The organism is Actinosynnema sp. NPDC049800 (assembly GCF_040656635.1).
Taxonomy (GTDB): Bacteria; Actinomycetota; Actinomycetes; order Mycobacteriales; family Pseudonocardiaceae; genus Actinosynnema.
The window spans coordinates 1-12,453 of record NZ_JBFAMT010000031.1; the positions used below are offsets into that span (position 1 = coordinate 1).

At 71.3% G+C, this 12,453-nt stretch carries 10 protein-coding genes and 1 tRNA gene; 8 read left to right on the top strand and 3 right to left on the bottom strand.

Annotated features, from left to right (window positions below):
- Positions 1 to 485: 485 nt before the first annotated feature.
- The gene (locus tag AB0I91_RS28355; RefSeq protein ID WP_498781584.1) at positions 486 to 1,454 is read right to left on the bottom strand and encodes an NAD(P)H-quinone oxidoreductase; all 969 of its coding nucleotides are present in this window, start codon (positions 1,452 to 1,454) and stop codon (positions 486 to 488) included.
- Between the two features lie 55 nt (positions 1,455 to 1,509).
- Here AB0I91_RS28355 and AB0I91_RS28360 point away from each other — a divergent pair, with 55 nt between their 5' ends.
- The 6 genes from AB0I91_RS28360 (at position 1,510) to AB0I91_RS28385 (ending at position 8,012) form a co-directional block, all read left to right on the top strand.
- On the top strand, positions 1,510 to 2,157 hold the full coding sequence (locus AB0I91_RS28360) for a GNAT family N-acetyltransferase (RefSeq protein WP_498781585.1): 648 nt from the start codon (positions 1,510 to 1,512) through the stop codon (positions 2,155 to 2,157).
- Between the two features lie 62 nt (positions 2,158 to 2,219).
- A complete protein-coding gene (locus AB0I91_RS28365; RefSeq protein WP_499639644.1) occupies positions 2,220 to 3,749 on the top strand; it encodes a M28 family metallopeptidase in 1,530 nt (509 codons plus the stop codon).
- A 155-nt stretch (positions 3,750 to 3,904) separates the two neighbouring features.
- Positions 3,905 to 5,491, top strand: a complete 1,587-nt coding sequence (locus AB0I91_RS28370) for a carboxypeptidase regulatory-like domain-containing protein (protein ID WP_499639646.1) — start codon at positions 3,905 to 3,907, stop codon at positions 5,489 to 5,491.
- A 144-nt stretch (positions 5,492 to 5,635) separates the two neighbouring features.
- On the top strand, positions 5,636 to 6,235 hold the full coding sequence (locus AB0I91_RS28375) for a class I SAM-dependent methyltransferase (RefSeq protein WP_499639648.1): 600 nt from the start codon (positions 5,636 to 5,638) through the stop codon (positions 6,233 to 6,235).
- A gap of 184 nt (positions 6,236 to 6,419) precedes the next feature.
- On the top strand, positions 6,420 to 7,766 hold the full coding sequence (locus tag AB0I91_RS28380; protein ID WP_499608182.1) for a hypothetical protein: 1,347 nt from the start codon (positions 6,420 to 6,422) through the stop codon (positions 7,764 to 7,766).
- A gap of 159 nt (positions 7,767 to 7,925) precedes the next feature.
- A tRNA-Ser gene (locus AB0I91_RS28385) sits at positions 7,926 to 8,012 on the top strand.
- A gap of 60 nt (positions 8,013 to 8,072) precedes the next feature.
- On the opposite strand, the gene AB0I91_RS28390 is transcribed toward AB0I91_RS28385, so the two are convergent.
- Positions 8,073 to 8,543: a MarR family winged helix-turn-helix transcriptional regulator gene (locus AB0I91_RS28390; RefSeq protein WP_499608184.1), complete on the bottom strand. Its 471-nt coding sequence runs from the start codon at positions 8,541 to 8,543 to the stop codon at positions 8,073 to 8,075.
- Between the two features lie 134 nt (positions 8,544 to 8,677).
- On the opposite strand from AB0I91_RS28390, the gene AB0I91_RS28395 reads away from it, so the two are divergent.
- Together AB0I91_RS28395 and ypfJ are read left to right on the top strand one after the other, a co-directional pair.
- Positions 8,678 to 10,411: a bifunctional metallophosphatase/5'-nucleotidase gene (locus AB0I91_RS28395; protein WP_499639650.1), complete on the top strand. Its 1,734-nt coding sequence runs from the start codon at positions 8,678 to 8,680 to the stop codon at positions 10,409 to 10,411.
- A gap of 545 nt (positions 10,412 to 10,956) precedes the next feature.
- The gene (gene ypfJ / locus AB0I91_RS28400; RefSeq protein ID WP_498781596.1) at positions 10,957 to 11,859 is read left to right on the top strand and encodes a KPN_02809 family neutral zinc metallopeptidase; all 903 of its coding nucleotides are present in this window, start codon (positions 10,957 to 10,959) and stop codon (positions 11,857 to 11,859) included.
- A 142-nt stretch (positions 11,860 to 12,001) separates the two neighbouring features.
- Here the strand turns inward: ypfJ and AB0I91_RS28405 are convergent, their stop codons facing one another.
- A complete protein-coding gene (locus AB0I91_RS28405) occupies positions 12,002 to 12,436 on the bottom strand; it encodes a MarR family winged helix-turn-helix transcriptional regulator (protein ID WP_230569328.1) in 435 nt (144 codons plus the stop codon).
- Between the last annotated feature and the right edge of the window lie 17 nt (positions 12,437 to 12,453).

A 12,453-nucleotide genomic window follows, 5' to 3' on the forward strand; every position in this document is an offset into this window, starting at 1 on the left:
TTCCGGCCCATTGTTCCTGTTGGGTGGGGATGTGCCCCCTTGACCCGTGCGGTAGGGCTCTGCCAGGTCGGCGGGATGACACGAAGCCCTCCTTTGAGAGAAGAACCGGTCAGCGGACGGGAGCGGCGGACCCGGCGCGGGCGGCGTGGGCCGTGTGACTATGGGTTGGGTGTCGGCTTTCGCTTTCCCAAACGAGGGGTTCGTGTCATCCCGCCGACCTGGCTTTGCCCTACCGCGCGTGTCAAGGGGGCTGTGCGTCCTTTGCCCGGTGGTGCGCTGATGGCTGCCCCCTTGATACGTGTGGTAGCCCGGAGGGAGGTCGGTGGGATGACACGGAGCCCGGACCAACGACGGACCCGGAACAGGACCGCCAAACCAGGGGTCATCCTGCTGATCTGCCCGTCCGGCGAGGACGCTTTTAATCTTTTGGAGCATTCGCGCTCAGACGGATCAGACGGGTAGGACGGATCGGACGATCTGGTGAATCAGACGGTCAGCACCAGCTTGCCGAATACCGCACCGCCCTCCAAAGCCCGGTGGGCGTCGGCGGCACGGGCGATCGGCAGCACGTCGTGCACGACGGGCTTGACCTGGCCGGACGCGATCAGCGGCCACAAGTGCTCCCGCACCTCGGCCACCACGCGACCCTTCCCGCTCGGTCCGTCCACGGGCCGGAACCGCAGGCCCGTCGCGGTCACGCTGCCGCGCTTGGACAGCAGCTTGCCGATGTTCAGCTCGCCCTTCACCCCGCCCTGCATCCCGATGATCACCAGCCGGCCGTCCGGCGCGAGGACGTCCACGTTGCGGCCCAGGTAGGCCGCGCCCATGTTGTCCAGCACCACGTCCGCCCGACCGACCTCGGCCACGAAGTCCTGCTCGCGGTAGTCCACCAGGACGTCCGCGCCCAGCTCGGCGCACCGCCGCAACCGCTCCGCCGACCCCGCCGTGACGGCCACGCGCGCGCCGAGCGCCTTGGCGACCTGGATGGCGTGCGTGCCGATGCCACCCGCGCCACCGTGCACGAGGAACGTCTCACCGCCGCGCAGACCGGCGACCATCACCACGTTCGACCACACCGTGCACGCCACCTCCGGCAGCGACGCCGCCGTCACCAGGTCGACGCCCTCCGGCAGCGGCAGGAGCTGGGCGGCCGGGACGACGACCCGCTCCGCGTAGCCACCACCGGCCAGCAGCGCGCACACCTCGTCACCGACCCGCCAGCCCGTGACGCCGTCGCCGAGCGCCGCGACCGTGCCCGAGCACTCCAGCCCCAGCACGTCCGACGTGCCCTCCGGCGGCGGGTAGTGGCCCTGGCGTTGCAGCAGGTCGGCCCGGTTCACCGCGGTCGCGGCCACGTCCAGCAGCACCTCGCCGGGCCCCGGTGCGGGATCACGAACCTCCGCCCAATCCAGCACGTCCGGACCGCCTGGTTCACGAATGGTGATCGCGCGCATGGCCCGACGGTAATCCGGTCGCACGCCGCACGCGCGGTCGCCACCATCGACCGGCATGGACCACTGGCCGTTGCACGACCTGGTGCTGCGCACCCCGCGCCTCGAACTGCGCCCTGACGACGACGAGAGCCTGACCGAGCTCGTCGACCTGGCCCTCGACGGCGTCCACCCGCCCGACCGGATGCCGTTCGGCGTGGCGTGGACCGACGCCCCGCGCGAGCGGCTCGGCATCAACACCCTCCAGCACTACTGGCACGTGCGCTCCACGCTCTCGCCGCAGCGGTGGACGGTGAACTTCATCGTGCGCCTGGACGGCCGCGTGGTCGGCCAGCAGTCGCTCGGCGCCGACGACTTCCCGGTCCTGCGCGAGGTCACCAGCGGCTCGTGGGTCGGGCTGCGGCACCAAGGGCGCGGCATCGGCACGGAGATGCGCGCCGCCGTGCTGGCGTTCGCGTTCGACCACCTCGGCGCGGTGGCGGCGCGGTCGAGCGCGTTCGACGACAACCTCGCCTCGCACGGTGTGAGCCGCCGGCTCGGCTACCGGCCGGACGGCACGTTCGCCCAGGTCAGGCGCGGCGAACCGGCGCGGCAGACCCGCCTGCTGGTCACCCCGGGCACGTTCCGGCGACCCGACTGGGCCCTCGCGGTGACCGGCGTCACGCCGTGCTTGCCCCTGCTCACGGGCTGCGAACCCACCGAGTGACGGATTGCGCTCGTCGCGGCGGCTTGTGAGGGTTCGGCATCCGAGTGAAGGGGAACTCGATCATGTCAGCAAGAACCGGGATCCGACGCGCGGCGATCCTCGCGGCGTCCGCCTCCCTCGCACTGGTCGCCGTTCCGGCCGTCAACGCCGCGTCGGCTTCGACGCTCGACGGGCCGAGGTTGGCCGAGAACCTGACCAGGAACGTCACCGCGGAAGGGGTCAACCGCCACCTGATCGCCTTCCAGCGCATCGCCGACCGCAACGGCGGCAACCGCGCCGCGGGCACGTCCGGCTACGACGCCAGCGTCGACTACGTCGCGGGCAAGCTGCGCGGCGCGGGCTTCCACGTGACCACGCCGGAGTTCACCTACCCGGTGCAGATCACCGACGCCGCGATCGCGAAGGTCGGCTCGACCACCTACGAGAACATCCCGCTCGAGTTCTCGCCGCAGACGCCCGTCGGCGGCGTCACCGGCCCGCTGCGGGTCGTGCCCGAGGACGCGACCCCGGGCTGCGAGGCGAGCGACTTCGCCGGGCAGGACTTCACCGGCGGCATCGCCCTGATCCGCCGCGGCTCGTGCACGTTCGACGTCAAGCACCGCAACGCGGCCGCCGCGGGCGCCATCGCGGTGATCATCTCCAACAACCGCGAGGGCACGCTGGCGGGTGTCACGCTCGGCGCGCCGGGTGTCGTGCCCACCGGTGGCGTCACCCAGGCCGACGGCAACGCGCTGGCCCAGCTCGGCGGCCAGGCCGTGACCGTCGACCTGCGCTACCACGAGGAGGACCGCGTCTCGCGCAACGTGATCGCGCAGACGAAGACCGGCCGCACGGACAACGTCGTGATGGCGGGCGCCCACCTCGACAGCGTCGAGAACGGCGCCGGCATCAACGACAACGGCACCGGTTCCGCGGGCCTGCTGGAGACCGCGCTGAAGCTCGGCGGCTCGCCGAAGGTCAACAACGCGGTCCGGTTCGGCTGGTGGGGCGCGGAGGAGCTCGGCCTGGTCGGCTCGACGAAGTACGTGCAGTCGCTGACGTTCGAGCAGCAGCTCGACATCGCGCTGTACCTGAACTTCGACATGATCGGCTCGCCCAACGCGGCGTACTTCGTCTACGACGGCGACGACTCCGACGGCGTCGGCGCGGGCGCGGGCCCGTACGGCTCCGCGCAGATCGAGCAGGCGTTCGTGGAGTACCTGACGGTGGCGAAGGGCGTGCAGACCGAGGGCACCGACTTCACCGGCCGCTCGGACTACGGCGAGTTCATCCTCCAGGGCATCCCGGCCGGTGGTCTGTTCACCGGCGCCGAGGGCGTCAAGACCGAGGCGCAGGCGACGAAGTGGGGTGGCACGGCCGGTGTCGCCTACGACCCGAACTACCACGGCTCCGGTGACACCCTGGGCAACGTGGACCGCGTCGCCCTCGACCGCAACTCCGACGCGTTGGCGTGGGTGACGGCCTCGTACGCGATCAGCACGGAGAGCGTGAACGGCGTGCCGGCGCGGTCGGAGCGCGCTGCGGCGCGTGCGGCGTCCACGCGTTCGCTGCACGTGGAGGAGCACCACCACTCGCACGCCGACGTGGCGTAGGTCACAGCCGAGCGGGTAACGGAGACCGGTCTCCCCCACGGGAGGCCGGTCTCTTCTCGTCCACCCGGGAGTGTCCACAAACGACGAACGGGTGCGTCGGTGATCGACGTCGGTTAGGTTGCGGCCACCCGAATCCACCACTCAGGGGGCTGGTCTTGACTCTCTCGAAGCGCGTGGTCGCGCGAAGATCCCTTGCCTTCGTCGCGGCGCTCGCGGTCACCGCGACCCTGTCCGCCGCCGCCCGGGCCCAGGACCCCGGGACGTCGCCGGCCGCGGCCGAGCCGGTCCTCACGACCTCCAGCCCCGAAGCGCCACCGGTCCAGGCCCAGCCGGCCACCGCCCAGCCGACCGGAGCGCAGCAAGCAGCCGCGCCCGCGGCCTCCTCTCCGACGGCCGCCGCCGCGAAGCTCGCCATCTCGGCCACCGTCGGCGCGGGCCCGTTCCTCGTCGGCGAGCAGATCCCGGTCGAGGTGACGCTCTCCAACACCGGTGACGCCGACGCCACCGGCGTGAAGGCCGACGGGTACTCGAGCTCCGGGTCCACCTTCTTCATCCAGTCCTCCGAGTGGGGCGACCTGGCCCTTTCCGGCCCCGGCGTCATCCTGCCCGCCGGGCGGCAGCGCGTCCTCACCGTCCGCGGCGAGGTCCAGGGCTGGAGCGGCGCGCCGGTGGCGAAGTTCTCCATCTGGCAGGGCAACGCCTCGGTCACCGAGGTCGAGCTGCCGCTCCCGGTCCGCGACCCGTCCTCCGCCGCGGACACCCTGGCCGGCCTCGTCTACGGCGACCGCAACGACAACGGCGCGCCGGACGCCGGCGAGGCCCTCCAGGGCGTCCGGGTGACCGCCACCACGAACGGCCCGCCGTGGACGAGGCTGGAAGCGACCACCGGCGCCGACGGCCGGTTCCGGTTCGCGGACCTCCCGGTGCAGGTCTACGGGCTGTACACGGACAACGCGCCGGACGGCTGGGTCATCGAGCAGCCGAACTCCTCCGTCGCGGTGGACGGGAGCGGTTCGGCCGCGAACCTGCTGCTGCGCGGTCAGCGCCCGCTGACCGACTACCTGTCCGCGGCCATGCGGTTCACGCAGGACGTCTACCGGGTCGGTGACCGGGCCGAGGTCGCGGTGACGCTGACCAACATCGGCACCGCGGACCTGACCGGGATCAAGGCCGACTGCCAGCGGGCCAACGACGGAGGGCCTGAGCTGCGCGACCTCACCTTCGGCGACCTGGCTCTGGGTGGGCCGGGCGTGACGGTGCCCGTGGGCCAGTCCCGGGCCTTCACCATCAGCGGCACCGTCTCCGAGGTGGCGGCCGAGTACGGCGCGGCGGACCACCTGTGCGAGTTCGGCCCCGGCGACGGCCGCCGCGAGGGTCTCCCGCGGGCCTACGCCGTGGCCAAGGTGCCCGGCCCGGCCGTGACGCTGCGCATGGCCTTCTTCGAGGACCGCGACGGCGACGGGATCGGCGAGACGGGCCGCATGCTCACCGGCGCGGCGATCATCCTGAGGGACGCGGTCACGGGCGAGGTCGCGGCCCAGGCCCGGACCGACGCGCAGGGGCGCGTGCGCTTCGAGAACCTGCCCTCCGGGCCGTACAAGGTGCGCGTCTACGGCGCCTGGAAGCAAGGCGGCTACGACGCTGTCGTGTTCGCGGGCACGTGCCGGAGCTGCCAGGAAGAGCTGTGGACGGGTGCCGTGCCCGCCCCGGACGTGACGAACACGCGTCGTACCGGCGGGTGACCCGGCGCACCGCCTGACCTGGTGATCCGACCCTTGTCCCGCCCGGCGGGACAGGGGTCGGGCAGCACGCGCGGTGACCGGGTCGACGGGGGTCAACCCCACGGTGGTGGTGTCAGGGGTCTCAGCGTCGGCTACCGTACGACCGTGGACAAGACTGACGGTCAGGACTACACCGACCGGCTCGCGCGCCTGCAGAACCTGCCCTGGAAGCGTGTCCTGAACGTCCAGGCCCCGTACCGGTGGAACGTGCGCCGCATCTTCGGCGAGCGGGAGGTGCTCGACGTCGGCTGCGGCATCGGGCGCAACCTCAAGCACCTGGAACCCAACGGCGTCGGCGTCGACCACAACCCCCACTCCGTGCAGACCTGCCGGGACATGGGGCTGACCGCGTTCACCACGGACGAGTTCTTCGAGACCGAGTACGCCAAGCCCGGCCGCTTCGGCGGCATCCTGGCCGCGCACCTGGTCGAGCACATGCCGCGCCCGGAAGCCGTGAAGATCCTGCGCGGCTACGTCGACTTCCTCGCGCCGGGCGGCCTGCTGGTGCTCATCTGCCCCCAGGAGCGCGGTTACGCGTCGGACCCCACCCACGTGGCGTTCACCGACCTCGACGGCCTCGCGGACGTGACCTCCCAGCTCGGGCTGGTCGAGCGCGACCGCATGTCCTTCCCGTTCCCCAGGGCGGCCGGGAAAGTGTTCACCTACAACGAATTCGTGCACGTCGCGGTGAAGCCGGAGAACTGAGAAGCCGACCGCATTTCACTTTCGGCTGTCGTACCCCTGAGGTAGTGTCCGGCCCGTTCGGTCGAGTCGGGGGCTCGTCCCACAGGGGGGTCGCGCTGTGCGCTGCCGACGTCCGCGTGTCTCTGTCACGGACTGGCTGGTAGACCGACGCCTTCCATTCGTCTTGCAGTCAGGAAAGAGGATCATGCGTCGTTCCGCAGCGCTGCTGGTCGCCACCGCGGCGACCGCCGCCGTGGTGGCGGTCGCGGCTCCGGCCACCGCCGAGCCCGCGTCCGTCCACAATGGAGACCAGGTCGCCCGGGCCGAGCTGTCGCTCGACCGCGCCGGCCGTTCCGCCCGCCCGTACGGCACGAAGGCGACCGAGGCCAACGGTCAGGAGGCCGGCGCCGAGGAGTACCTGGGCACGCGGTTCATCCCGTCCGCGCCCAGACGGATCCTGGACACCCGCAGCGGCCTCGGCCGCGGCGGCAGCACCGCGCCAGTCGGCCCGGGCGGCAGCATCGTGGTGCCCGTCACCGACGCCCCGGTGTACACCCTGGCGGTCGTGCTGAACGTGACCGGCACGTCACCGACCGGGAACACGTACGTGACCGTGTGGGAGGGTGGCGCCGACATCCCCCGGCCGGAGGTGTCGACCCTGAACCTGGTGCCCGGTGAGACCCGCGCCAACTCGGTCACCACCTGGGTGTCGATCGACAACACGATCAGCATCTACAACAACGCGGGCAGCACGCACCTGATCGCCGACATCGCGGGCTACTACGTCCACGACAACCCGGGCGTCGCGATCACCCCCGCTCGGTACTTCGCCACCGGCCCGACCCGCGTGTACGACTCGCGCAACACCGGCGGCGCGTTCTACGGCGGCGAGTCCCGCTCGGTCGACTTCAGCTCCTACGGCGTGCCGGCCGGCTCGACCGCGGTGGCGCTGAACGTCACCGGTGTCGACGCGACCGCGAGCACCTACGTGACCGCGTGGCCGTCCGGTTCGTCCAGGCCGACCGCGTCCAGCCTCAACGTCGTGCCCGGCGGTGCCACCCCCAACGGCGTGACCGTCGCGCTCGGCGCGGACCGCAAGGTCAACCTGTACAACAACGCCGGCTCCGTTCACCTGATCGTGGACATCACCGGGTACTACCTGCCCACCGACAACGGCGGCGCGGACTTCTACCCCGTCACCCCCGGTCGCGCGTACGACACCCGGTGGGAGGGCGAGCCCGGGCCGATCTGGCCGAGCCAGGCGATCACGCTGTACTTCGACGACCCGAACCTGTTCCCGGGCAACAGCCTGCTGCTGAACCTGACCGGCACCGAGCCGACCGACAACACCTACATCACGCCGTTCCCGGCGGGCCAGAGCCGGCCCGGCACCTCGGCGCTGAACCTGGCGCCCGGCCAGACCGCGCCGAACATGGCCACGGTCCGCCTCGGCAGCTTCGAGACGGGCGGCAGCGTCTACCCCGCGCACCAGTACTACAACAACTCCGGCTACACGCACCTGGTCATCGACGTGTTCGGCATCTTCGCCTGATCACGGCGCCCGCCGGGTGAGCACCCGGCACGGCGGCAGGACGTGCGGGGTCCCGACCACCGGGGCCTCGCACGTCCGTCTTCCAGGGGCCTTCCGGCGGCCGTGCCGCGGCGAGCGACCGCCCGCCGCCGACGCCCGTCGGCTAGGCTCCTGCACCGAGGTAGCGTGCCCGAGCGGCCTAAGGGACACGTCTTGAAAACGTGCGAGGGTTGATCCCCTCCGTGGGTTCAAATCCCACCGCTACCGCGCTCCACGCGCCCTCACGCCCCTCACCGGGCGTGGGGGCGCTGCCGCGTCACGCGCCGGTCACCCGTCCACGTCCCGCAGGTGGGTGATGATCCGGTCGAACACCTTGGCCACCACCGCCTGCTCGTCGCGCGACAGCAGGTCGATCATGTGCTCGCGCACGCCCTCGACGTGGGTCGGCGCGGACGTCTCCAGCAGCGCCATGCCCTCGTCGGTCAGCTCGGCGAACACGCCGCGACCGTCCTCGGGGCACTCCCGCCTGCTCAGCAGCCCTTCCCGCTCCATCCGCGCCACCTGGTGCGACACCCGGCTCTTGGACGACGCCACCTCGTCCGCGAGCTGCGACATCCGCATCCGCCGCCCCGGCCGCTCCGACAGGCGCACGAGCACCTCGTAGTCGGCCAACGACACGCCGTGCCCGTCCTGCAGCTCCCGGTGCAGGCGGTCGGCGAGCATCGAGGCCCCGACCACGTAGTTGCGCCAGGCGCGCATCTCCCCATCGTCGAGCCAACGCGGCTCCTGCTCAGTCACCCCACAAGGTTAGGCCGCACATATCCGTTAACGGACGATCCACCGACATGTCTGGTGCAGGTCAGCTCCGCCAGGCAAACTCCTGCGCCGTACCGCGCCCTCCTACCGGGGCGCCGCAGGGAGGAACCCACCCCATGACCTCGTTCAGACGCACCGCGCGGCGATCCGCCGCGCTCGCGGTCACCGCGGCGGCAGCGCTGGCGGTCACGCTGGCGCAGAGCCCCGCGACGGCCGACAAGGACGACCGCCCGGCGCGCACCGTCGACGTCCGCCTGATCGGCATCAACGACCTGCACGGCAACATCGAGCCGCCCTCGGGCTCCTCGGGCCGCGTCACGCTGTCGGACGGCACGCAGGTCGAAGCGGGTGGCGCCGCGTTCAACGCGACCCACATCCGCAACCTCCAGGCCGAGGTGCGCAACTCGGTGATCGTCGGCCAGGGCGACCTGATCGGCGCGTCCCCGATCGTGTCGGCGCTGTTCCACGACGAGCCGACGATCGAGGTCCTCAACCGGGTCGGCATGGACACGACCGCGGCGGGCAACCACGAGTTCGACGAGGGCTACCAGGAGCTGCTGCGCATGCAGCGCGGCGGGTGCCACCCGGTCGACGGCTGCCAGTTCCGCGAGACCTACGAGGGCGCGGACTTCCCGATCCTCGGCGCGAACGTGACGCTGGCGAAGAACGACCGGCCCGCGCTGCCGCCGTTCTGGGTGGAGTTCCGCGACGGCGTCCCGATCGGGTTCATCGGCATGCCGCTGAAGGACGTGCCGATCCTGGTCGACCCGAACGGGATCAAGGAGCTGGAGTTCGGCGACGAGGTCGCCGCCGCCAACCGGTACGCCGACCTGCTCAACTGGCTCGGCGTGAAGTCGATCGTGCTGCTGATCCACCAGGGCGACAACACCTCGGGCGGCGGCCCGGACGAGTGCCGCACGGTCGCGGGCGGCCCCGGCCGCAAGATCGCCGAGCAGGTCAGCCCGAAGATCGACGCGGTGTTCTCCGGCCACAGCCACCAGCACTACAACTGCACGGTCACCGACCCGGCGGGCAACCCGCGCCCGTTCATCGAGGGCCTGGCGTTCGGCCGCGAGCTGTCCGTGGTCGACCTCAAGATCGACAAGCGGACCCGCGAGGTCGTCCGCTCGGCCACCGTCGCCCGCAACCACGTGGTGACCAGGAACGTCACCCCGGACCCCGAGGTGCAGGCGATCATCGACCTGGCCAAGTCGAAGTCCGGCCCGATCGCCAACCGCCCGATCGGCACCATCGCCCAGGACATCCTGCGCGCGCAGAACCCGGCGGGCGAGTCCGCGCTCGGCAACCTGATCGCCGACTCCCAGCTGGCCGCCACCGCGGGCAACGGCGCGGTGCTCGCGCTGATGAACCCGGGCGGCGTGCGCGCCGACCTCACCCACGCCTCGTCGCCCGCGGGCGAGGGCAACGGCGTGGTGACCTACGGCGAGGCGTTCACCGTGCAGCCGTTCGGCAACATCCTGCAGACGGTCACGTTGACCGGCGCGCAGCTCAAGGCGGCGCTGGAGCAGCAGTGGCAGGTCGTCAACGGCCAGCAGCGGCAGATCGTGCTGCAGCCGTCCAAGGGCCTGACCTACACGTGGTCGGCGTCCGCGCCGATCGGGTCCAAGGTGTCGGACATCGTCCTCAACGGGACGCCGTTGGACCCGGCCGCGAGCTACCGGGTCACGATCAACAGCTTCCTGCAGGGCGGCGGTGACGGCTTCAGCGCGTTCACCGCGGGCACGGAGATCACCGGTGGCGGCATCGACCTGGACGGCTTCACGGCCTACCTGACCGCCAACCCGAACACCGTTCCGCCGGCCCTCGGCCGCATCACCACCACCCCGTGATGCACGCGCTGTGAGCGGGCACCCCGGCGCCCGCTCACAGCGCGCAACCACTGTCCCGCTGAGCCGGATGAATCTCATTTCACCAGTTCAGGGGCTTCTCCTCGAGTTGTGCATCGGGCCGAAGAGGCGCATGCTCGACACAGGACCTGCCACCGGCGGAACCCGAGCTGACCCGCCGGCGGCACGCCCGGAAGGGGTAGGTGGTGCGGTGCAGGTAAGTCCTCGCGGTGACGAGCCGCGTTCGAGCCGCAACCCCGCGGGCGGAGCGGTCATGAGACCGGCCCGATCGCGAACGTGAGCGGCTCCGACGGGGTTTCGAGCGCACGGCGCCACCGGCGCCATCGCCGCGCTTGACGATGTTGACCCGGTAGGTCATCAGGGCGCCGTCTCCACCGTCGGCGCCGACCGCGGTCCACGCCGACCCCGTCACGCAGGTTTCGTCACTTCCACATGGGAAAACCCGGGTGCGGTGCCCCGACGTCGGGCTCCGCACCCGGGGCTTGTCTTGTCCGGGTCGGCTTCGGGTTTGTCTGGGAGGACGCGCGGTGCAGTTCAACGAGAACGCCGAGCTGGACACGTCACAGGTCTCCGACCAACGCGGTGTCGGCGGCCGGGTCGCCCTCGGTGGCGGCGGGCTGGGGATCGTCGGCTTGATCCTGTACTTCGTGCTGTCCCAGATCGGCGGCGGCGTGCAGCTGCCGTCCGGATCGGGGTTCTCCGACGTGGGCCAGGGGCAGCAGGTGGGCTCCGAGGCCATCAAGGAGAAGTGCCGGACCGGCGCGGACGCGAACCGCGAGTCCGACTGCCGCGCGGTGGCGTTCATCAACTCGATCCAGGCCTACTGGGGCGACCAGTTCGCCCGATCGGGTCGCACCTACCAGCCCGCGCAGACGAACTTCTTCTCCGGCGGGGTGTCGACCCGGTGCGGCAACGCCACGTCCGCGGTGGGGCCGTTCTACTGCCCGGCGGACGCGCAGGTGTACATCGACCTCGGGTTCTTCCAGGAGATGCAGCAGAAGTTCGGCGCCACGGGCGGTCCGTTCGTCGAGGCGTACATCCTGGCCCACGAGTACGGCCACCACGTCCAGCACCTGCTCGGCACGTCCGACCGGGTCGGCTCGGGGTCCGGGCCGACGTCCGGCTCGGTGCGGCTGGAGCTGCAGGCCGACTGCTACGCGGGCGCCTGGGCCAACCACGCGGAGACCGTGCCGACGGCCTCCGGTCAACCGCTGATCACCGGCGTCACGCAGGACGACGTGAACGCCGCGCTGGACGCCGCGGCCCGCATCGGCGACGACTTCATCCAGGGCGAGCTGGGCGGCGGCAAGGTCGACACGACCAAGTTCACCCACGGCACGTCGGCGCAGCGCCAGAAGTGGTACACGACCGGCTACGAGACCGGCGACCCGGCCCGCTGCAACACCTTCGACACCGACAACCTGGGCTGAAGCTGTGTTGGATTGCCCCTGCTCCGCAGATGGCGGCTCGGTCGCCGGGAAGTCGGCCGCTCGCGCCTGATTTCCCGACGATCGAAAAGCGTGATCGCCGGGAAATGAGTCGCGAACGACCGACGCGACCTCGCGGAGGGTGTCAGGGTTGACCGGCTAGGGCTTTCGAGCACCGGGCCAGCAGGGCGCGGAGGGTTTCCCGCTCCGCCGCGCTGAACTCGTCGGCCAGCCGCCGCTCGACGGCGGACGCCCGCTCGTCGGCCACCTCGAACGCCGCGCGCCCCGCCTCGGTCAGCCGCGTCTCCAGCACGTTGCGGTGAACCTCGTGCGGCACCCGGGCGATCAGCTCGGCCGCCTCCAGGTTGCGCAGGATCGTGGTCATCGTCTGCGGCGTCACGCGGCAGCGCCGGGCCAGCTCGGCGGCCGACACGCCGGGGTGGTCGTTGAGCACCAGCAGCGCCGCGTACTGGGCCACGGTCAGCCCGGCCGGCCGCACGGCCTGCTGCTTCACCAGCATCAGCTCGTGCTCGACCCGCTTGATGTCGCCGCCAAGGCGCTCCTCGACCGGCATGCCCATGCCCCGATCGTAAAGTG